This is a genomic window from Alishewanella sp. HH-ZS (assembly GCF_001704375.1).
GTDB lineage: Bacteria > Pseudomonadota > Gammaproteobacteria > Enterobacterales > Alteromonadaceae > Alishewanella > Alishewanella aestuarii.
In genome coordinates this window covers 1-21,670 of the sequence record NZ_LZEJ01000042.1, presented here as the reverse complement: position 1 = coordinate 21,670, position 21,670 = coordinate 1, and the positions used below count along the sequence as shown (strand labels likewise).

Sequence of the window (21,670 nt, the reverse complement as noted above, 5' to 3'; positions counted from 1 at the left end):
AAATCGTGGGGATCTATCAGCCTCGGACCTCAGACCGGTACCGGAGTGCGGTGGATAAGTTGGGGTTGCTCTAAAAGGAACAACAGGTTAGGTTAGTCGATATTCTGCTTTAAACATTAACGCCTTATGTTCGAAACTTTAACTCAGATTGGTTTACCGCTAGCACTGATCTTTATTATGACCGGTGTCGGCATGAGCCTGCGACCGCAGAATTTTCACCAAGTCGCAACCCAGCCGAAAGCATTTTTCGTCGGTGCCGTGGCACAACTGATACTACTGCCGCTGCTGGCGCTTGGTGTGATTGCGGTGTTTCAACTTCAGGGGGAGCTGGCGGTCGGCTTATTTATCCTGGCACTCTGTCCGGGTGGCACTACGTCGAACTTATATAGCTATTTATCCAAAGCCGACGTTGGCTTATCAGTATCCCTGACGGCACTGGTCGGTTTCGTGACACCCTTTACCCTGCCCTTTTTAGCCGCCTGGGCGATGCAACAGTTTCTAGGCGCCGAGAGTTTATTGCAATTACCGCTACTTAAAACCTGGTTAACCTTACTGGTCGTTGGCGTGATCCCGGTGATTATCGGCATGTTAGTCAAAGCGAAGTTTCCGCATTTTTCCGAGCGCGCCCAGCCACAAATCAGCCGTTTTTCGGTACTGGTATTACTGCTGCTGATTATCAGTATTGCCTATGATTTAGGCGATACGCTTTGGCACTATCTGCTGCTAAGCGGCCCGGCGGCGCTGGCACTAAATCTGCTGTCGATGGCTCTGGGTTATGGTTTGGGGCGCTGGTTGCTACATAGCGAGCAACAAGCGCGGACCATCTGTCTGGAAGTAGGCTTACAAAATGGCACCCTGGCACTGCTAATTACTACTGGTATTCTGCAAAGCTCAGCGATGTCGATTGCACCAAGCGTTTACAGTTTACTGATGTTTGGCAGTGCCAGCTTATTTACCTGGTGGGCGTTAAAACGCGGCACCCGGTAAACTGGCAGCTAACTTTAACAGCCGCTGCTGATATTGCTTTAGGGCAGTCTTATCGGCAGCAGTCAAACAAGGTCCGATGGCTTGTTGCATCTGCTCGGTTTGCTGAATTTTCTGCTCCGCGATGCGCCGCTGTGGCTCAGGTAAAAAGGGTAAGCTCTGGCGGGTCAGTTGTTGTACCGGTTGTAATGATTGTAATAGTGGCCAACTGCCTTTCGCGGTTAACTCTAAAAACAGCGGCGCTGTTAATTGATGTTTTGCCAGAACCTGATCAACCTCAGCCACATACCCCTTGCCATGCTCCTGCTGGCGTAAGTCACTGGCATGTTGCTGCCAGTCACAATGCTTTTTTAGCCGCAGTTTAGTTAGCCCTTGTGGATTATCCTGCTCGATAGCAACCAGCTCCGGTAACGCCGCTTCCAGCCGGGCAATATTTTGTTCAGTTAAAACTGTCGTTGCCGACACAGCAGCACTGGTTGCGGTCAGAGCGAAAACTAAAACCATTTTACGCATAATATTCCCCATTAAATACTGCTGTCGATTATTACCAACAGAACTGAATCCTACCTGAAGCCTTTTTAAGGCACCTTAACTGGTCAGACCGGTACCGGAGTGCTGTGGATAAGTTAGCCGCTGATAATGGTAGCGATACCGAGCAAGATGAAGATTGCACAGGCGCTACGTCGTGCCCAATCGAGCGAAATTTTTTGCAGTAACCAGCTACCGGCATAGACCACCGGCACGTTGGCGGCCAGCATACCCAGCGTCGTGCCCCAGATCACCATCCAGACCGCATCGTCAAACGCCGCCGCCAGGATCACCGTTGCCACCTGAGTTTTGTCGCCAATCTCGGCCAGGAAAAACAGCACACAACTGGCAACAAAGGCGCCGTACTTTAGCATGGCAGTATCGTCGCTATCGTCTTTATCCGGGATCAGCAGCCATAGCGCCACAGCGATAAAGGAGCCACCTAACAACCACGGGCCCCAACCGGCAGGGATAAACTGCGCCGCCCAAACGCCTAACCAGGCTGATGCCGCATGATTTAATAAGGTCGCCACCAGAATACCGGCGATAATGGCGGTTTTATTGCGAAAACGCGCAGCTAAAAACAGGGAGAGCAGTTGAGTTTTGTCACCGATTTCAGCAATGGCGACAGCGGTAAAAGAAGATAATAAAGCGTCCATAATATCCTGCAGCTAGCGGGATCTTATTGACAAAAGACAAGGGCTGACTCCCGCTTTAGGTCAGTACCTTGTCTTAAGTCTCATCACACAAGCCAGCGCTGCTGAACCTGCTGCCTATACCATATGCATGCGGCACAAGTATGTTGATATAGGCGCCTTACGGCCGATTACTCCCTTAAAGAGGCGCGCAGTATAACTGCTGGCTGCAGAAAAGCCAAGCCTGCGCCCGGGAGCGATTCCCGGGCCCAGCTATTAAGCCTGACGCAATAAACGCCGCTGCCACAAACCGCTGCGGGCCAGCAAACGCCCTGTTGCGGTACGCAGTTTTACTAAACCATAGTAATTAAGCGGCACCAGCAATAAGCTGGTCAGGGTAGAGAACAACAAGCCACCAATAATGGCAATCGCCATCGGCGCATAGCTTGGGCCATTACCACCAATGGCGGTGCCACCCAGCGCCAGTGGTACCAGCCCTAAGACGGTGGTCGCAACTGTCATCAGAATAGGCTTTAAGCGTGCGGTACAGGCTTCGATAATCAGGTTTTTCAGCGGCAGATTAGGCATTAACGCCCGATCCTGATTAATACGATCAACCAGTACTATGCCGTTATTTACGACGATGCCCATCAGCACCAGCATGCCGATCATCCCCATTACCCCAAGGCCAGTGCCGGTAATAAAGAAGGTCCAGAACACACCAACAAAGGAGAATAGCAAGCTGCCAATCACCGCATTGGGCATTAACAAAGACTCAAACAAGGCCGCCATCACAATATAGATCATCGCTAATGCCAGCAGCATATTCACCAGCATCACCTGCTGCTCCTCGTTCTGGCGGGTAAAGCCGCCCTGATAGGACCAACGATAACCATCCGGCAATTGCACCTGCTGCATCAGTTGACCAATTTCCTTACGCGCCTGATCCATACTGATATCTTTTTGCAGTGACAACTGCAAGGCAACACCGGTTTCGCGGTTAAAGCGACGGATCGACTGCAGCCTTGGCACCACTTTTAGCTCAGCCAGCTGCGACAGCGGAATACTGACGCCCGCCACCACGGCAACCGGTAAGTCGGCTAATTCAGACAAGGAACGGCTAATGCGCTCGTCATAAATCAGCCGGATCTGCAGCTCTCCCTGCTCGGCGCTGCGATAGGTCCGCAGATTCACGCCCCGAAGCGATAAGGCCACACTTTGCGCTACCTGATTGGCCGAAAGCCCTAAGCGCTCCAGCTCGGGGCGATTAAACAAAATCTGCACTTCCTGCTGCCCACGCGCCAGATCCGAGCGTACCTCTGCTACAGCCGGTAAGCTTTGTAATGCCGGCTCCAGCTCAGCAGCCAGTTCCAGTAAGCGCTCAGTCGAGTTGCCCAGTAAATGCAGGCGCAGCCCGCTGTTATCATTACCAAAGCTAAAACTCGGTCTGGCGCGCACCAGTGGCGGCCATTCCTTGCGAATTTGCTCCTTCAGACTATTAAGCTCAACCGGCACCTGTTCTTGTAGCAAAATAATCGAAATGGCATGCCCGGAGCGGTAATAGCTATATACCGACTCGATATAGAACTCGTCTTTGCGGCTATATAAGAAGGCCTCCATCGCTGACACCTCAGCGCGCACCTCTTCCAGATTGTAATTCCCCTGGATGTTATAGTTTAAAAACAGCCGGCCACGGTCTTCTTCATCTTCGTTGCTGCTGCCAATTTGCGAAAAAGGCAGTGCTGCACTCAGTAATACCAGCACTGCCAGCAGCGTTGCGGTTTTAGGCCAGTGCATCACCTTGGTCAGCAGCCGCCGATAGCCACGATCTAGAGCTGAGCCTTGCGGATCACTGACCGGCTGTACCTTAAGTTTGGTGGTTAGCAAGGGGATCAACGTCAGGGATAACAGCAGCGAGATCGCCAGACATAAGCAAATGGCGATAGCCACATGCTCGAGGAAAATGGTCAGCTGCATCTTTTCACCGATAATATTCGGTAAAAATACGATGGCGGTGGTCGCGGTGCCGGCCAGCACCGCCAGCCCAACCCGTTTTACCCCGCGTTCAGTTGCTGCGCGCAGATCGCCGCCCTGTGCCCGCTCACGGAAAATGCTCTCAGTGACCACAACAGCGTTATCGACCAACATACCGATCGCCAGCATCAGGCCCATCATACTGAGAATATTCAGGCTGTAGCCCATAAAATACATGGCACCCAGCGCAATCACGATTGCCGCTGGCACCGACAGCACCACAATCAGCGTAGTCGTCAGATGACGCAGGAATAAATACAGCACAATAAAAGACAGCAAGGCACCTATAGCACCGGCTTGCAGCAAGTCACGCAGCGATTTAGTGACATTGTCGGCCAAATCGTCCATCACATACAGGCTGATACCATTAAAGGCCGGGTTGGCATCGGCGGCGGCTACCACCTGCATCGCGGCCTTGGCCACCTCGACCAGATTCGCGCCAGACTCTTTGTAAACGTTCATCCCCACTGCATAGGTCTGGTTTAAATGCCGGCCGTCTTCGCGTTTTGGCAGCTCCAGTTCAACACTGGCGACCTCGCGCAGTTGCAGGCCCGGCCGGATCGGCAAGGCGGCAATTTCCGACAGTTCTTTGTACTCACCAAGCGGTTTTACCAGCACACTTTGCTCGCCGTTACGCAGCTCACCGGCACTTAAAGCAAAGTTGCTGCCGCGTAACTGATTTAATAATGCCGTAGGGTCAACCTGTAACGCCCGCATCCGATCCGGGTCCAGGCGGATAATCACCTGACGCTTTTCCACCCCATAAAGCTCAACTTTAGAAACACCGGGTACCCGCTCCAGCGGCCGTTTTATTTGTTGTTCCAGCAAGTCATAAGCCATCGCCAGATCGCGCTCAGAGGAGATCCGTAACTGAAATATCGGCATATCGCTGGTGTTAAACTGGAATACCAGTACCCGCTCTACATCTGCCGGCAACAAGTGGCGCACCGTATCCAGCCGCTCCCGCACTTCCAGACTCTTACTGCTGATATTCTCACTCCAGCGAAACTGCAGTGAAATATCACCACTGTTTTCATTGGCGAAGCTACGCAGTTCTTTAATACCACTGACGGTCGCCAGTGCCTCTTCCAGCGGCCGGGTGATCAGCCGCTCCACTTCAGCCGGTGTGGCATTCGGATAAGGCACATTGACGTACAACTCCGGGATATCAATGCCAGGAAACATCTCCAGTGGCAGCAGCCGACTGGCTAAACCACCGAATAACAACATGGAGATAAACAGCATACAGATAGTCACCGGCCGGCGCAGTGCCACCCGGGTTAACCAGATTGGCTTTTGCTCGTCCGCTGCCGATCCGGCGTGATTGGTGCTGTTACTGGTTAACGTATCGTCTAAAGGCTGTTGGCTCATAGCGTTGCCTCCTGCTCTACTGCCACTGCCTTATCCCGCTGCAGGCTATACAGCACCGGAATAAATACCAGCGTTAACAACGTGGCCAAACTTAAACCGGCGATCACTGTGATCGCCATCGGGGCGCGGATTTCACTGCCCTCACCGGTGCCCAGTGCCAGCGGCAGTAAGCCCAGTACTGTGGTCAGGGTGGTCATTAACACCGGGCGCAACCGGCTTTGCCCCGAGGCAATAATGGCCTCCTGCAGCGCCAACCCTTCAGCACGCAGCTGGTTAATGCGGTCAATCAGGACTATGGCATTATTAACCACGATCCCGGCCAGCATAATTAAACCGATAAACACGATCACCGACAAACGGGTATCGGTAAGCCAAAGCCCCAGTACCGCACCTGCCCCCGCCAGCGGCACCGTAAACAGGATCAACAAGGGTTGCAGCAGATTTTCAAACTGCGATGCCATCACCAGATAGACCAGGAATACCGCCAGCAGTAAAGCAAACATTAATGAGCTGTACGCCCGCGCCATCTCTTCACTTTGCCCCATCACCAGCGCCTGTTGGCCCGGTAATAAGACCAACTGCGCCAGCGCGGCCTCGGCGGCGGCGGTCGCCTGCTCCAAATCGCCATAAGCCAGGTTGGCCGTCACCAACGCCACCCGCTGCTGGCCCACCCGGGTAATTTCACTGGGGCCGACTTCGCGACGAATTTGCGCCACCGCACTTAACGGCAAGGGTTCGGCTGCACCAGGATTGATAATCAACTCGGCCAGCTGCAATTCATGTTGACGGTACTGCTCATCCAGCCGCACCCGGATATCAATTTTGCGGTCATGCAATGAGTACTGACCGGCCACTTCACCACCGATATAGGTGGCAACGCGGCGCGCGACCTGCTGCGCCGTCATCCCCAGCTGCGATAAGCGGGCATGGTCAAAATACAGGGTCACTTCCGGCTGACCTGGTCTTAGGCTGGATTTAATATCGGTAAAGCGATTATCCGCCTCCAGCAAATTAACCAGCCGTTCAGCAGACTCAGACAGCTGGGCCAAATCATAGCCACTGATCTCAATTTCCAGCGGTGTACTGAAACTAAACAATTGCGGCCGGTCAAAGCGGCTCGTTACCCCTGGCAACAATGCCAGGGTGCGGCGTAATTCTTCCTGCACCAGGGCTTCATCGTCAGCATTGCTATCCTCTACCATCACCACATGCAGGCGGCCCCAATGGCTGCCGCCGATCGCAGGATCTACTGACATCTGGGCGCCGGTACCGGCTAAACCATAGCTGCGTTCTACCACCGGATACTGCTTCAGTTGCCCGGATAATTGCTTTAACAAGGTATCGGTTTGCTCAATAGCTGTCCCGACCGGTAATTGCACATCGACATAGAACTCGCCCTGACTCAGCTGCGGGATCACATCCGCACCCAGGCGCGGCAACAGACTAAAACACAGCGCCGCAGCCGTTAGCGTTAAAGCCAGGGTCAGCGTTTTGGCTGCCAGCGCAGCGCGTAGCAAGCGCAGGTAGAGCGCTTCAATTGCTTTTAACAGCCCCTGCACCAGCAATACCGCAGGCCGGAATAACCAATAAGCCCCCTTGGCAATGGCTTTGCCCAGCAAGCTTAGTAACGTCAGCAGCGCCAGCACTGAAAGATGTAGCAAACGCCCGGCCGCACGCAGCGGCAACAGCGGCCAGTGATACCAGCGGCTGGGTTTCAAGGAGGGTAAAGGCGTGATCTCGGTTGCTGCAGCGCCTTTTTGCCAGGAGCGCGCGGCCATGGTTGGGATCAGGGTTAACGCGACAACCAAAGAGACTAACAAGGCAAAGGTCACCGTCAGCGCCTGATCGCGAAACAGCTGGCCGGCAATGCCTTCGACAAATACCAGCGGGAAAAATACGGCTACGGTGGTCAGGGTGGAGGCCGTGATCGCCATCGATACTTCACCGGCGCCCTTACGCGCCGCGTCTTTCGCCGGCATGCCCTGCTCTTTATAGCGGGCAATATTCTCCAGTACCACGATGGCATTATCCACCAGCAAGCCAACTGCCAGCGCAATACCACCCAGACTCATCATATTTAGCGTAATATCCTGACCGTACATCAGATTAAAGGTGGCGATCACTGACACCGGGATCGATACCGAGATAATGACCGTCGCCCAGACATTACGTAAAAACAGATACAGCACCAGCATCGCCAGGATACCGCCGATAATACCGGCCGATTTCACGTCGCTGATCGCCTGTTTAATAAATTGCGACTGATCATAGAGCACATCCAGCTGATAACCGGCTGGCAGCATCTTTTTCAATTCGTCGAGACGGGATAACAAACCTTCGGCGACCTTTACCGTATTGGCATCGCCTTCTTTATAGATCGCCAGTTCAATGCCCTGAGCGCCATTGATATAGCTGATACTCTGCCGATCGGCAAAGGCATCCTTGACCTGTGCCACATCCTTTAACCGGATCTGACTGTTACCAACGGTAGCCAGATACAGATTTTCAATTTCCGTTAAATTGGCAAACTGATTGATCGTCCGCACCAGATAATCATAAGCCGGAGTTTCCAGCCGGCCACCGGCCAGGTTGATATTTTCGGCTTTTAAACGCTGGGTGATCAGGCTGATATCCAGCTGCAGCTGGCTGAGTTTTTGCGGGTCGACCAGGATTTGGATCTCCTGAGTTAAACCGCCATCGGGCCGCACGGCAGCAATACCCGGAAAGGACTCCAGTTTGCGGCGGAATTCTTCTTCGGCGAAGGTGCGCATTGCCACTAAATCAGCCTGGTTCATCTCCGGCTTGGACAGCGATAAGCGTACTACCGGATCTAAATTAGGGTTAAAGCGCAGTAACAACGGTTTTTCGACATCCAGTGGCAGGAACAGGACATCGAGCTTTTCCCGCACTTCCAGCAAGGCCAGATCCATGTCAGTGCCCCAGTCAAACTCCAGCACTACGTCAGAGCGACCGGCACGGGAGACCGAGGTGACTTTACGCACGCCTTTGACGATACCGAGTGCTTCTTCTACCGGCTTACTAACCAGTTGCTCCACTTCAGCCGGTGCGGCACCGACGTAGGTGGTGCGCACCGTTAAACTGGGATAAGACAAGTCAGGTAACAAATTAACCGCTAACCGACCTACTGACACCATCCCGAACAGCAGGATGGCAAGCGTGAACATCCAGACCGTGACCGGACGGGCCACGGCAGTTTCTACTAGTTTCATCTTCTCGTCCCTGTCAGAATTCGCGCTCAGATACGACTTTGACCAGGCTTTGCTCTTTTAACGCGGCATGCCCTGCCACCACGACCTGCTCTCCGGCTTCGACGCCGCTGATAATTTCCACCACGTTATCGGCAGTGTAGCCCAGGGTCACCGGCCGGCGCACAATACGGCTCTCGGCATCCAGTACCAGCACGCCCGGCAGATTATCCAGTGTCAGCAATGCCCGCTTTGGTACCAATAACGCGTTGTCACGGGTATCAAATTTAATTTCTACCTGGCTAAACATCCCGGCTTTTAACTGGCGCGCGCTGTTGTCAATTAACAAGGTGGTACGCACTGTGCCTGAGCTGGCATCCACCACTGGCGCGACCCGGCTTACCGCCGCCTTAACTTCCGGCACGCCGGCAAAGCTCAGCACCGCCTGTTGTCCGGCTTGTGCTTGCAGCACTTGCTGCTCAGGTAAATGCACAACGGCTTCCAGCTCGGTTTCGCTAACCAGATGAAATAACGAATTCGGCGTTAACTGGCTGATCAGTTGGCCGGCCTTAACATAACGACGGGCCACGACACCAGCTATCGGCGCGCGAATTTCCGTTTCCCGTAAATTCAGCTCAGCCAGCTCGACTGCAGCCTGCATTGCCGCAACCTGCCATTTTAATTTTTCATACAGATCGGCACTGACCAACTGGCGTTGATGCATTTCGGTCATCCGGGTCAGTTCAGAACTTAAGCGACCTAATTCCGCCCGCTCTTTCGCCAGTTGGTGACGCTGCCGCTCGTTCTCCAGCACCGCCAGTAATTGTCCGGCCTGTACCTGATCGCCTTCTTCAACCAGGATTTTCTGCACCAGCCCACTGCTTTTTGCCATCACTTCGGCTTCAGCCCGTGCCGTTAAGGTGGTGGTGGTACGGTAGCTACTGCTGATGGCGCCATTCTTCGCCACAGAAATTTCTACCGGCACAGCGACTTCAGTCGCAGCGGTGGCATTAATACTACTTTGCGCTTTATTACAACCGGTTAAGACTAAGGTACTGCACAGCACGGCGGCCGCAAGCGGCATTATCGTTTTCATTTTCGTGTTCCTTGCATAAAGGGTTGATTTCAACCCGTTACTGTTAATCTGACGCTTTCTAAATTGCAGCCACTATGCCAATAGTTTAATAGATTTAAGATCAGCTACTTAGCTTTAAATTGTTACAAATCACGACAATTGAAACACCAAAAATTAGTAAAACACACCACCTTTTAGGCAAAATTCGTTTATTCGTTGTGGGAGCTTCGGGGTCAGAGCCTAAGGATCTGACCCCGAAGCTCATCAGACCAGAACATCGCAAACCCACGTTAGAGTCTGTACTCTAAATAATAATCGTTCTATACTGCGCACCTTTTGTCCCAACAAGGTGTACAACTTATGCTAAGAAAAACCTCGGTCGCCACTGCCGTTTTAGTGGCACTGAGTAGCCTGACTGTGCAGGCGGAAGGTTATAAATTACTGGAGCAGTCTGTCAGTAGCATGGGCAATGCCTATGCCGGTCGCGGTGCACAAATTACTGATGCAACGTTGGTTTATTCCAACCCTGCAGCCTTAACCGAGCTTAAGGGCGAGCATTTTTCCGGTGGCTTAAACCTGATCCATGCCCGTACCCGCTACAGCGATGCCCAGGCGGTGAATGCCCGCGGCCTGGAGGTGACAGGCCGGGATCACGGTAAGGTATTGCTAACCGAAGTGGTGCCTTTTGCCTTTTATAGTCAGCAACTGAACGACGATTTAAGCTGGGGCCTCGGCTTTTATGTGCCCTTTGGCCTGTCTTCCAACTACCAGCAAGACTGGGTTGGCCGCTACTTTGCCGATGAAACGGCCGTTCAGATCCTAAGCCTGCAACCGGCGCTCGGTTACAAATTAACTGACTGGCTCTCCGTTGGTGGCGCCATCAGTCTGAACCGCGCTGAAGGCACCTTATCCAAATACAAAGATCACTCAGGTTTATGTGAGCTGGGTAGCGGTATTGCGCAGCTGGCCGGGCGCGATCTGTCTAACGCCGCCTTCTGTGATAGTCATTATGAAGTCACAGGCAGTGACGTTAGTCTGGGATATACACTGGCCCTGCATGCTGAGCCGCTAAGCGGTACCCGGCTGGCGCTGATTTACCATTCTGCGGTCCGTTATACCCTAAGTGGCGACTCCGAAATTACCAATACCCCTATTACGGCAGCCACGGCGGGCAATACCCCAGGGCTTATCAGCGTTGCTCCGGGCCTGCCACTGGTGGATGCCAGTACCGGGCGTTTTGCAGCACGCGACCTGCTGACGGAACGCAGTAAACTGGCGCTGACCACACCTGCGACCCTGACCTTTAGTCTGGATCAGCAGCTTAATGCCAAACTCAGTATACAGGGGAGCGTGCTGTGGACTGGCTGGAGTGTATTTAAAAGTATCGATATCGTCAGCAAAGATGCTAACCCCAGTATCTCCCTCAGTACCGGTGCCCAGTTAGGTGGCACGGGTTATATTGGCTATATCCCGGAATACTGGCACGATACCTGGTCTTTTTCGCTCGGCGCAACTTATCAGTATCAGGCTGATTTAACATTACGTGCCGGCATCGCCTATGACGAAAACCCGATCCGCACAGTTCACAAAACAGCACGGATCCCAACCTCAGATCGGATCTGGTTAACCACGGGTTTAACCACCCGGCTCTCTGCCCAGAGCACGTTGGATCTGGCCTACGGCTATATGTTTATGGATGATGTCGCCATTAATGAGTTTGAGTATGGTGTTGCCGATAACCGGCTGAATCAGGCCAACCTGCAGGCAAACTACCGCAACAAAGCCCATGTGCTGGGTGTGCAGTTTAACTATCAATTCTAAGGCGTTCTGCCATCTTATTGCCCGCTGGCTTTCAGCGGGCGTTCACGCCCTTTTACTAAACTATTCTTATCGATAGCAGTCAAATTCAGGTACACTGCTACCAAATTGATCTGCAGCAGACCAAAGGCCGTTCAATAGCCAAAGGCTGTATTACCGAGGGTCCTATCATGAAATTGTTGCCAACCGCCTTATTACTTTGTGCCAGTTTAATGCTGGTAGCCTGCGCCAGCAGTCCGCGTCAGGCCAATATCGATTATGATCGTAGCGTCAATTTCAGCCAGTACCAGCGCTTTGCCTTTTATCAGGCAGCGCCGGCAGAAGGCGAAGAGGCCGCCAAGCCGGCCTATGATCCGCTGCTGGAACAACATTTTAAAACTGCTATCAGCCGTGAAATGGCTGCTCTGGGTTATACGCTGGACGAAACCGCACCGCAATTGCTGGTGAACTATCTGACCAATGTTGAAAACCGCCAGGATGTGCGTAGCTCGCCTTTTAGTGTTAACACCGGCTTTGGCTTTTTTGGCCGCAACAGCGCTTTTAGTGTTGGCTTTCCGCTCTATGGCGGCGTCGAAAAGGTCGACTATAAAGTGGGGTCAGTATTAATCGAAGTGATTGATGCCTCAGCCAATAGAGTGATCTGGCAGGGGATGCTGGAAGGTCGGCTATCCAACAAAGCTATGCAGCAACCGCAGCAGGCGATCAACGATACCGTCAATCTGATTTTTCAGCGTTATCCAACCAGACTCGTTAGTCAGTAACTGACTTCGCAAAAAAAAGCGGGGGCCAAAGGCCCCCAGCACTCAATCGCAGAGTAATATCCAGGAAGGAAGGTATAACGGCTGCTATTATCCGGTAGCAGCATGGCAGTTTTATGACGAATAGCTTGCAGAATAATGAATTCGACGCCGCAGCAACGGGCAGTGCAACCTCAGCAGATGGCAAACGCCTGGCGCTGCTGATTGCACAAAGTGGTTTATGTTCGCGCCGGGCAGCCAGCCGGTTAATCACGGCCGGCCGGGTAAGCATCAATGGCCAACCGGCCAGCCATACCCTGCACCTGTCCGATGCCAGCACCATCTGTGTCGATGGCAAGCCCTTGCCTACCCCGGCCAAGCTAAGCTATTACCTGTACCATAAACCTGTGGGTATTGACTGCAATATCCGACCCGAAGATCCGGCCAGTATCGCGGCGGTACTTCGCGATTTACCTGCCAGGCTCTACCCGGTTGGCCGGCTGGATAAGGACTCGCGCGGCCTGCTGCTACTAACCAACGACGGTGCCCTAACCCAAAGGTTATTACATCCGGGTGCCAAACAGGCCAAAACCTATTGGGTTGAGGTGGATAAACCTCTTGCAGCAGATCTCAGTGCTCGCTTTGCAGCAGGTATCAGTTGGCAAGTCGGGCCGCATCGCTACCAGGCCCGCCCCTGCCAGGCGCGGCCGCTTAGCACAAGCCAATTTGAAGTTATCTTATATGAAGGCCAGAACCGGCAAATTCGTTATATGTGCCGCGAGCTTGGTTATCGGGTACAGGATCTGTGCCGGGTCGCTATTGGTAATCTGGCGCTTGGCAGCTTAGCAGCAGGCGAGCTGCGACCGCTTAGTGCTTCCGAGCTGGCATTGCTGTAGCAGAAGTTTGCCGCTTAAGTCGCCATAGCAGCAGACAAAGTAATAACGTCAGGCCATACATTAACAGCGAGCCTTTCACCACGCCCAACCACTGCCCTGCCTGCCAGAACGGCTGCAGATATAAAGTCCCCGAGCTGGCGCCCAGATAGTAAAACACCAGATAAAGCGCACTGGCGCTGGCCTTAGCACGGAGCGCATGTTGACTAACCCAGCTACTGGCCAGTGAGTGACATAAAAAGAAGCCAAAGGCACTGATAAAAAAGCCTGCGCCAATCAGCACTAAGCTTTGCCACAGGGTAATGACCGACCCCAGCATCATAATCAGAATACCGGCCGCCATGGCGCCGGGTGCAGACAAGCGCGCCGCAATTTTTGCCGATAATGCTGAGCCGACAGTGCCGGTTAAATAGGTGACAAACAGCAAGCCAATCAAACTACTACTCAGGGAAAACGGAGCGGCCGCCAGCACGAAAGCGATATAGGTATATTGATTTAAAAACACCAGAAAATTCAGGCCACCAATCAAGTACACCAACAATAGCAACGGCTGGCGCAGATGAAACAGGTTATCACTTAAGGCTTGTTTCAGCCGGAATGGTTGGCGCTGAAATTGTAACGAGGCGGGTAAATAACGCCATACCAGCCAGCAACTCAGTAAACCCAGCAGCGTCATTGGATAGAACACCCACTGCCAGTGGCCAAGGTCGGCCATGGCCCCCGATAATAAACGGCCGCTGATACCGCCCAGCGAATTGGCACTGATATAAAGCCCAACCGCACTGACCAGCGCGGGTTTGCTGTACTCTTCGCCCATCCAGGCAATGGCAATAGCCGGCAGGCCACCGAGAAAAAGCCCCTGCACCGCACGCCAAAACAGCAACGCCTGAAATGACGAAACCTGACTGAGGACCAGCGTACTGAGCGTCATGCCAACCAGGGTGATTAACAGCAGTTTTTTACGCCCCCAGGCATCGGATAGCGCCGCATACACCAGTAACGACAAGCCCAGACACAGAGTACCTATGGTATAGACCAAGCTTACCGTTAACGCCGAGAGCTGAAACTGTCGGCTTAACTCCGGCAAGAGCGGTTGCATCAGATGCAAATTGGCAAATACCGCAGCGGCGGCCACACAAAGCGCCAATGCACTGCGATAAAACGCTGCCGATTTATATTCAATCAAAGCCGGTGATCCTGTTTCTACTCAGAGCCTTATTGTAACCGATCCCGGGCGCCATCGGATGCGTAATGGCAAAGTTAGCGCCAATATCGACTTAAAACCCAGTCCAGGCTAAAAAGTGCAGAAAATCGAAAGATTAGTTGGATTTATTGCACTGGTCTTACCGCAACCGCGCCCATATCTAGCCCGGACTGTAATTAACAACCCTAAACTAACCGGAGTGCTATGAATACCGTATTCTCACCAATAAAACTGGGCGCTGTGGCGCTAAAAAACCGCATCCTGATGGCACCCTTAACCCGCTGCCGCGCTACCCTGGACCACTACGCCACCGAACTGATGGCCGAGCATTATGCCCAGCGTGCCAGTGCCGGTTTATTAATCGCAGAAGCCACCATGATTGCGGAAGGCAACTCTGCATTTTACCGCGAACCGGGCATTTACTCGGCCGCGCATGCCAATGCCTGGCGGCAGGTTACTCAGGCTGTACATGCACAAGATGGTAAGATTTTTCTACAGCTTTGGCATGGCGGCCGCGCCTGCCACCCGGCCTTAAATAACGGTAAGGTGCCGGTTTCAGCAGGCACCGACGCCATCGACGATTACACTCACACGCCTGAGGGTAAAAAAAACTACACCGCGCCGCGGCAATTACCGACTGCTGAGATTGCAGAGGTAGTCGAGCAATTCCGCCAGGCGGCGATCTATGCCAAACAAGCCGGCTTTGACGGTGTAGAAGTGCATGGCGCCAATGGCTATTTAATTGACCAGTTCCTGCGTGATGGTATTAATAATCGCACTGACCGTTATGGCGGCAGTCTGGAAAACCGCGCACGCTTTTTAATGGAAGTGCTGCAGGCAGTCATCAGTGTCTGGGGTGCCGATCGGGTGGGCCTGCGCTTATCACCGCTAAACAGCTTTAATAGTGCCAAAGACAGTGACCCTATTGGTCTGATCAGCTATCTGGCCAAAGCATTAAGCCCATTAAAGCTGGCTTATCTGCACCTGATGCGCGCCGACTTTGCCGGCCTGCAATTTGGCGATGTCGTGAGCGCCACCCGTGCTCATTATCAGGGGCAACTGGTGGTAAATATGGGCTATGATCTGGCTGAGGCCAATCAGGTAATTGGTCTTGGCAAAGCTGATGCGGTAGCTTTTGGCAGTGCCTTTATCGCTAACCCGGATCTGGTCGAGCGGCTGGCACAAGGCCTGCCATTGGCCCAGCCCGACGTTGCCACCTTCTACACCCACGATGCCAAAGGCTATACCGATTATCCCCGCGCTTCGGGGTCCCGCGCTTCGGTATCTGACCCCGAAGCTCGCTTGCAGCTGGCTGTCAGCTCGGGTACAGTTATCAGGTCAAGAATGGGGTGAGATCGGCAGATCTGGCCCCTTTTTACCTTTATATACTAATAACGAGAAATGACTTTATGCATGATGCATCCTGGCGGGACTTACCCCCGCCCACGCCTTTCTATCGCTGGATGGTGTTGCTGTTTATCAGTCTGGCGATGTTTGGTAACTACTATATCTATGACTCCCTTTGGCCAATTCTTGACTTACTGCGCGAACAGCGCGGCTTTAGTTATCAACAAATTGGTTGGCTTTCTACCGCCTATAACATTGCCGCGCTGCTGGTATTACTGGCCGGTGGCTATCTGATTGACCGCTGGGGTACCAAAAGGGCCATTACACTATTCGCGCTCATTTGCTTATTTGCGGCCATCGTAACTGCCTGGAGCCCAAACTTTGAAATGATGCTGGCCGGGCGCTTTTTACTAGGCTTGGGTGCTGAACCCATGATCGTTGCTGTTACAACTGTTATGGCAAAATGGTTTAAAGGTAAGGAACTGAGTTTTGCCTTTGGTATTAACTTGTCAATTGCCCGTTTAGGCTCAACTGCCGCCGATTGGTCGACCGGTTTTGCCAGCCCGCTGTATGCCAACTGGCAAGATCCATTATGGCTGGCCACTGCGGTCGCCGGTATCTCGGTCAGTGCCGCTATCCTGTACTGGATTTTAGAGCGCCGCGCCGAAGGCCGTTATAGCCTGGGTGTCGCAGAAAATAACGAAAAACTGGAATTTAAAGGTCTTTACAGTTTTAGTGCCTCTTACTGGTATGTGGTTGCGCTGTGCGTGGTGTTTTACGCCACCGTTTTTCCGTTTCGCAGCTTTGCTATCGACTACTTTCAGCAGGCGCATGGCCTTGATCGCACAGCAGCCGGTATTCTCAGCAGCATTCTGCCAGTCTCCGCCATAATCGCCACGCCACTATTTGGTCTGTGGGTAGACCGCGTTGGTAGGCGTGCGCTTTTTATGGCCATAGGCTCTCTTGTAATGTTGCCACTGTTTCTGATAGTGACATACGCTCCAGCAGGCCCACTCGTAGGTATAAGTATACCGTTAATTGGCAGCGCGGTAGTTCCATTGACTTTGTTGCTGGTTATCATACTGCTGGGCATAGTGTTTTCATTGATTCCAGCGGTGATGTGGCCATCGGTCGCTTACATTGTCGACGGCCGTAGGCTTGGTTCTGCTTTTGCATTGATGACCTTTTGCCAACAAATCGGAATGGCGGCTATCCCGCAGGCTATTGGATATTTCAATGATAAATTTTTGGCCGGGCCAGAAAATATTGCTGGCTATACTCCGGGTATGTGGCTATACACGGCACTGGCGTCACTGGGTTTATATTTCTCTTATAAACTATGGCGCACCGAACAAGGGCCAACAGGTCATGGCCTGGATAGCATTACCAGCAAAAGTGCCGGTTAACGCCGCTTAAACAACAATAAAAAGAGGGAGCGAGTAATGCTCCCTTTTTTTAATGCCACAGCTCAAAAAACCAGCAAAAAAAAGCTAAAGTTTAATCACGGGCAGCCGTTAACCCGTTAAGGCCAAAATGTAACAGGAGCGCCCAGATGAGTACCATTAAACCGGATGTCGCGGTAAACGCCAATCGGCCCAGTGGTTATAAGACCGAATTACCAGCTACAGCGAACGCCAAAGCCCAGGAAAACTACAGCCAGATGCTGCAAAAAACGGGTAAAGATGTGCTTAACCAATCCATTATGCAAGCCAACGAGAAGGTTGCGCTGCAAAGCGGTAACAAATCGCTTAGCTTGCTATACAAAACCGCACTGGAAGGCATTAACAAAGAGCTGGAACCGATTTTCGGTAGCAATGCGGCGCAAAAAATATATGACTCTGGCATCGACACCTCACCAGAAGCAACCGCAGGGCGTATCGTCGGTTTTGCCACCAGCTTATTTACCCTTTACCAGCAGCAGCGGCCATCAGATGATCAAGAGCAACAGCTAAATGATTTTATGGACATTATTGGCAAAGGGATCGAAAAAGGCTTTGCCGATGCCATTAATATTCTGCAGGGTTTACAGGTATTTGAGGGTGAGGTTAAAGCCGGGGTCGACAGCACCTACGATCTGGTAATGCAAGGATTACAGAAATTCCGGGAACAGATGCTGGAAAGCTTTAAGCAACCAGAGCAAGCGGAACAGTCAAAAAGCTAACTTGAACAAGCAAGGCCCTCGTTCAGCATCGAGGGCCTGCTCACCAGCCCTATTCGGCTCTTGCCGCTGGCAAAGACTCGATGCGGGTAACCAGCAACTGGTCGATTTTATAACTATCAATGTCGACCACTTCAAACTTATAACCACCATGCAACACGAAGTCAGTCCGTTTCGGGATCTTACGCAGGCTATACATCATAAAACCGGCGATGGTCTCGTAGTTTTCTGCATCCGGAAAACTATCGATATCCAGTACCCGCATCACATCCGCCAGTGGGGTTAAACCTTCCACCAGCCAGGAGTTATTATCACGGGCAACAATTTGCTCTTCCTCAGAACTAACCAATTCACCCATCACAATACTCATCACATCTTTTAGCGTGATAATCCCCACCACCAGCGCGTACTCATTTAAGATAATCGCAAAATCAATACCGGCCGATTTAAAATGCTCCAGCGCCTCATATAGGCTTAGCGTGTCAGGAATAATTAAGGGTGCCCGGACTATGCCATCTTTGCTAAGTGAGATCGGCTGGTTGTGTAGCACCTGCATCAGAATATCCCGGGTATCAACATAGCCGACAACCTGATCCAGAACTTTATCGCAGACTAAAAATTTGGCGTGAGGGTGCTCGGCAATTTTCAGTTTAATATTGTCTTGTGACTCATCTTTGGTAAAGAAAATCAGACTTTCCCGCGCCGTCATCGCCGAGGTCACAGTACGCGATTCCATATCAAAGACGTTTTCCAGTAGCTGATGCTCGTGCTGTTGTAACACACCAGCCTGCGCGCCTGCTTCCATCATGGCCAGGATATCATCCGGAGTGATATCATCTTTACGCATGGTCGGTACTTTAAATAAACTGAAAAAAAGATTGGCCAAGCCATTAAATAACCAAACAAAAGGCCGTAGCAACATCACCAGTAATAACATCGGAGACACAATACGCAGTGCGATCTGCTCGGGTGCAATCATCGCCAGCCGTTTGGGCATCAGATCAGCAAATAGAATAAACAACGAGGTTACAAAAAAGACCGAAAGCGTAAAGGCTGCAGGCTGCACCCAGGCTTCGGCACTAAGCAACCCTAACAACGCCGCGAAATAGGGGGTAAAAGCCGATTCACCAAGAATACCGCCAAGGATCGCCACGGCGTTCAGACCAATCTGCACCACAGTAAAAAAATTTCCGGGATGATCCTGTAACTGCAGCACTTTTTCTGCCCGCTGGTCCCCTTCAGTCGCTAACATCCGCAGCCGCATTTTGCGCGAAGCCGCCAGCGCAATCTCTGAAATAGAAAAAAAGGCACTGGCTGCGACCAGCATAAACATAATTAATAAGTATTCGAGGGTGGTCATAGCTGTTCCGTTACATCCATCAATTCGGGCCTGATGCACAAATATTGTTGCCAATTATACGCGATTTGAAAGTATATTTTTTGACAACCTAGACTTTGGCGTAAAATTTCGTTACAAATATCAGATAAATCTGCTGTTTACGGCACTATTATAACTATGTTAAAGCCGGCGTTATTCTTTCTGCTGCTTCTGTGTTTAAGCTTTAGCTTCAATACCCAGGCAGACAATCCTCCCCCCGGAACCGATCCCGTTCTGGAGGCTCAGCTTGACCAGTATTTAGCACAGCAATCTTTTGATGCCGATGTCTCTGTAACACAAATTCAGGCTATTCTTAGCTTAATGAATGAGCAAACCCCGATAGAGACACGGGTAAGGGCTCAAACCTATCTGTTGTTCAACTATTTATATCAACGCAAGGAACCGGAGACACAACAAGTACTGGATGATTTACTGGCGATAAAACAACAGCAGCCGGGTGCTAATGCGCTAGCCGAGATTATTGCAGCAGAATTAGAAGTATATATTCAACGGAATCAACTTAATGAAGCCTACCTTTTAGCAGATAGCCTGAGCGAGTTACTTGCGGATGCCCGAAACCCTCGAGTACTTTATTGGGTGCACGGGCTGTTAGGGCGTTTATACCGCATCGACGGTCAATATGATAAGGCGCTGGTGCATTATGATGCTGCGCTGGTTGCATTAATGACAACTAATGACGAGCGCACCCTAACCCGCCGCAGTTACCTGAATCTGCAAATAGCCCTGGTTCACTCAGAGCTGCAAAACTGGCAACGAGCCCGCCAGCTAATGGAGGAGCTGATCAGCGAGGCTAAACAACAAAATCAGACGCAGATCCTACCTGAATTATATTTATCGCTGGGGTATGTGTTAGCTGGTCAAAAAGATTATACCGCGGCGGAGGCTATTAATAAGCAGGGGCTTGAGGGTGCCCGCCAGCAAAATAATCAGCTGCTGGCGCTGACTTTTCTCAATAATCTCGGCTCTATCTATATTGAGCATAAAGATTACCCGTCAGCACGTCAGGTACTCACTCAGGCGCTTACCGAAGTTCTACCATTAAACGATCCTGATAATGAACAGATTATCCGTTTTAACCTCGGCTATATTAAAGCAATACAAGACGATGCCGAGCAAGGACTGGCAGAAATGCAGCAGGCATTTTCTTACTATCAGCAAAAAGGTAACAAGGCGGAAATTGAAGGTTATCTGACCTGGTTCGCCAACGCTTATCGCGAGCTAAAAGACTACCGAAGACTCGCCGATACGCTGGAGTGGCAACTACGGTTACGTGAAGAAATCATGTCGGAAAAACGCGAGAAAAGCATCAGCGATCTGCAAACCCGTTATGATATGAAAGCCCAGACGCAGCGCATTACTATACTGCAGCAACAAAACGAGCTACAGCAGCAACTACTTGAAAATAAGCAACTACAACAACGCATTACCTTGCTGTTTATCCTTTTAATGTCACTGGCTGCGATAATGCTGATGCAACTATACCGCAAAGTACGCCGCTCCAACCTTCGCCTGCGTGATCTTAATAAGCAATTGGAGTATCAATCCATCCGCGACCCATTGACTGGTCTGTTTAATCGTCGCGCCATGCAAGAAAAAATGGCTAAACGTCACCAAGAGCCACGGCCTGAATCTTGTAGCTTACTACTGCTGGATATCGATTTTTTTAAACATATTAACGATCATTATGGTCATGCGGCCGGCGATGCCGTGCTGGTTGAAATCAGTAAAAGACTAACTGCGCTGTGTCAGGATAATGAATTGTTGATCCGCTGGGGCGGTGAAGAGTTTTTACTGGTGCTACAGCGTCCGCAACAAACGGCTATCGATAACCTTTGCCAAACCTTATTGCGAAAAGTGTCCGAGTTGCCAGTCGAATTTGAAGGTAAGACAATTCCGGTAACCATCAGTGGCGGTTTTATCAACCTACCCTTTGCCGATGTACCAGAGCATCAGTTTAACTGGGAACGGGTATTGCAGGTGGCCGACATGGCGCTATACCTCAGCAAGGTAAACGGCCGTAATCAGATAAATCTGGTCACCGGCCTGCGCGTGCCATTTAGCGAGGCAGAACCCCATTTACAATCAGATCTGTCAGGCGCCATCCGCGAACAGATGATTCACTACCACACCATCGCCGGCTAACTTATCCACAGCACTCCGGTACCGGTCTGACCCTGATAGATCCCCACGATTTTAAGGCTCCCACCGAACAGCATACTCCAAAGTATGCTGTCGGAGTCGCTCGAAGACATCAATGCCTTCCATCAATTCAGCTATGACA

General features: G+C 51.6%; 15 protein-coding genes. 8 read left to right on the top strand and 7 right to left on the bottom strand.

The window, feature by feature from the left end:
• Nucleotides 1–126: 126 nt before the first annotated feature.
• On the top strand, nucleotides 127–987 hold the full coding sequence (locus tag A9165_RS14285; protein ID WP_065956401.1) for a bile acid:sodium symporter family protein: 861 nt from the start codon (nucleotides 127–129) through the stop codon (nucleotides 985–987).
• Here A9165_RS14285 and A9165_RS14280 read toward each other — a convergent pair.
• The 5 genes from A9165_RS14280 to A9165_RS14260 form a co-directional block, all read right to left on the bottom strand.
• Nucleotides 967–1,497, bottom strand: a complete 531-nt coding sequence (locus A9165_RS14280) for a hypothetical protein (protein WP_065956403.1) — start codon at nucleotides 1,495–1,497, stop codon at nucleotides 967–969. The genes A9165_RS14285 and A9165_RS14280 overlap by 21 nt on opposite strands.
• Before the next feature lie 113 nt (nucleotides 1,498–1,610).
• On the bottom strand, nucleotides 1,611–2,171 hold the full coding sequence (locus A9165_RS14275) for a TMEM165/GDT1 family protein (protein WP_065956400.1): 561 nt from the start codon (nucleotides 2,169–2,171) through the stop codon (nucleotides 1,611–1,613).
• Nucleotides 2,172–2,423: 252 nt separating this feature from the next.
• A complete protein-coding gene (locus tag A9165_RS14270) occupies nucleotides 2,424–5,552 on the bottom strand; it encodes an efflux RND transporter permease subunit (RefSeq protein WP_065956399.1) in 3,129 nt (1,042 codons plus the stop codon).
• The gene (locus tag A9165_RS14265; protein WP_065956398.1) at nucleotides 5,549–8,782 is read right to left on the bottom strand and encodes an efflux RND transporter permease subunit; all 3,234 of its coding nucleotides are present in this window, start codon (nucleotides 8,780–8,782) and stop codon (nucleotides 5,549–5,551) included. The genes A9165_RS14270 and A9165_RS14265 overlap by 4 nt, the downstream gene beginning before the upstream one ends.
• Before the next feature lie 13 nt (nucleotides 8,783–8,795).
• A complete protein-coding gene (locus A9165_RS14260) occupies nucleotides 8,796–9,854 on the bottom strand; it encodes an efflux RND transporter periplasmic adaptor subunit (protein WP_008608082.1) in 1,059 nt (352 codons plus the stop codon).
• 339 nt (nucleotides 9,855–10,193) lie between these two features.
• Here A9165_RS14260 and A9165_RS14255 point away from each other — a divergent pair, with 339 nt between their 5' ends.
• From A9165_RS14255 to A9165_RS14245, 3 genes are all read left to right on the top strand, one after another.
• On the top strand, nucleotides 10,194–11,654 hold the full coding sequence (locus A9165_RS14255) for an OmpP1/FadL family transporter (RefSeq protein ID WP_065956397.1): 1,461 nt from the start codon (nucleotides 10,194–10,196) through the stop codon (nucleotides 11,652–11,654).
• A gap of 167 nt (nucleotides 11,655–11,821) precedes the next feature.
• Entirely contained in the window at nucleotides 11,822–12,412 is a 591-nt protein-coding gene (locus tag A9165_RS14250) for a DUF4136 domain-containing protein (protein WP_065956396.1), read from the top strand.
• 113 nt (nucleotides 12,413–12,525) lie between these two features.
• A complete protein-coding gene (locus A9165_RS14245) occupies nucleotides 12,526–13,284 on the top strand; it encodes a pseudouridine synthase (protein WP_083216303.1) in 759 nt (252 codons plus the stop codon).
• On the opposite strand, the gene A9165_RS14240 is transcribed toward A9165_RS14245, so the two are convergent.
• Nucleotides 13,256–14,467: an MFS transporter gene (locus A9165_RS14240; RefSeq protein WP_065956395.1), complete on the bottom strand. Its 1,212-nt coding sequence runs from the start codon at nucleotides 14,465–14,467 to the stop codon at nucleotides 13,256–13,258. The genes A9165_RS14245 and A9165_RS14240 overlap by 29 nt on opposite strands.
• A gap of 222 nt (nucleotides 14,468–14,689) precedes the next feature.
• Here A9165_RS14240 and A9165_RS14235 point away from each other — a divergent pair, with 222 nt between their 5' ends.
• From A9165_RS14235 to A9165_RS14225, 3 genes are all read left to right on the top strand, one after another.
• Nucleotides 14,690–15,838: an alkene reductase gene (locus A9165_RS14235; protein ID WP_255365734.1), complete on the top strand. Its 1,149-nt coding sequence runs from the start codon at nucleotides 14,690–14,692 to the stop codon at nucleotides 15,836–15,838.
• Between the two features lie 56 nt (nucleotides 15,839–15,894).
• Nucleotides 15,895–17,238 (top strand): MFS transporter, encoded by a 1,344-nt coding sequence (locus tag A9165_RS14230; RefSeq protein WP_065956394.1) that lies wholly within the window; start codon nucleotides 15,895–15,897, stop codon nucleotides 17,236–17,238.
• A gap of 146 nt (nucleotides 17,239–17,384) precedes the next feature.
• On the top strand, nucleotides 17,385–17,993 hold the full coding sequence (locus tag A9165_RS14225; protein ID WP_065956393.1) for a DUF5610 domain-containing protein: 609 nt from the start codon (nucleotides 17,385–17,387) through the stop codon (nucleotides 17,991–17,993).
• A 49-nt stretch (nucleotides 17,994–18,042) separates the two neighbouring features.
• Here the strand turns inward: A9165_RS14225 and A9165_RS14220 are convergent, their stop codons facing one another.
• Nucleotides 18,043–19,350: a hemolysin family protein gene (locus A9165_RS14220; protein WP_065956392.1), complete on the bottom strand. Its 1,308-nt coding sequence runs from the start codon at nucleotides 19,348–19,350 to the stop codon at nucleotides 18,043–18,045.
• A 156-nt stretch (nucleotides 19,351–19,506) separates the two neighbouring features.
• Here A9165_RS14220 and A9165_RS14215 point away from each other — a divergent pair, with 156 nt between their 5' ends.
• Nucleotides 19,507–21,531 (top strand): tetratricopeptide repeat-containing diguanylate cyclase, encoded by a 2,025-nt coding sequence (locus A9165_RS14215; RefSeq protein ID WP_065956391.1) that lies wholly within the window; start codon nucleotides 19,507–19,509, stop codon nucleotides 21,529–21,531.
• The last annotated feature ends 139 nt before the right edge of the window (nucleotides 21,532–21,670 follow it).

Coding starts and splice junctions, on each gene's coding strand:
- A9165_RS14285 (WP_065956401.1), top strand. CDS start 127: ATGTTCGAAACTTTAACTCAGATTGGTTTACCGCTAGCACTGATCTTT.
- A9165_RS14280 (WP_065956403.1), bottom strand. CDS start 1,497: ATGCGTAAAATGGTTTTAGTTTTCGCTCTGACCGCAACCAGTGCTGCT.
- A9165_RS14275 (WP_065956400.1), bottom strand. CDS start 2,171: ATGGACGCTTTATTATCTTCTTTTACCGCTGTCGCCATTGCTGAAATC.
- A9165_RS14270 (WP_065956399.1), bottom strand. CDS start 5,552: ATGAGCCAACAGCCTTTAGACGATACGTTAACCAGTAACAGCACCAAT.
- A9165_RS14265 (WP_065956398.1), bottom strand. CDS start 8,782: ATGAAACTAGTAGAAACTGCCGTGGCCCGTCCGGTCACGGTCTGGATG.
- A9165_RS14260 (WP_008608082.1), bottom strand. CDS start 9,854: ATGAAAACGATAATGCCGCTTGCGGCCGCCGTGCTGTGCAGTACCTTA.
- A9165_RS14255 (WP_065956397.1), top strand. CDS start 10,194: ATGCTAAGAAAAACCTCGGTCGCCACTGCCGTTTTAGTGGCACTGAGT.
- A9165_RS14250 (WP_065956396.1), top strand. CDS start 11,822: ATGAAATTGTTGCCAACCGCCTTATTACTTTGTGCCAGTTTAATGCTG.
- A9165_RS14245 (WP_083216303.1), top strand. CDS start 12,526: ATGACGAATAGCTTGCAGAATAATGAATTCGACGCCGCAGCAACGGGC.
- A9165_RS14235 (WP_255365734.1), top strand. CDS start 14,690: ATGAATACCGTATTCTCACCAATAAAACTGGGCGCTGTGGCGCTAAAA.
- A9165_RS14230 (WP_065956394.1), top strand. CDS start 15,895: ATGCATGATGCATCCTGGCGGGACTTACCCCCGCCCACGCCTTTCTAT.
- A9165_RS14225 (WP_065956393.1), top strand. CDS start 17,385: ATGAGTACCATTAAACCGGATGTCGCGGTAAACGCCAATCGGCCCAGT.
- A9165_RS14220 (WP_065956392.1), bottom strand. CDS start 19,350: ATGACCACCCTCGAATACTTATTAATTATGTTTATGCTGGTCGCAGCC.
- A9165_RS14215 (WP_065956391.1), top strand. CDS start 19,507: ATGTTAAAGCCGGCGTTATTCTTTCTGCTGCTTCTGTGTTTAAGCTTT.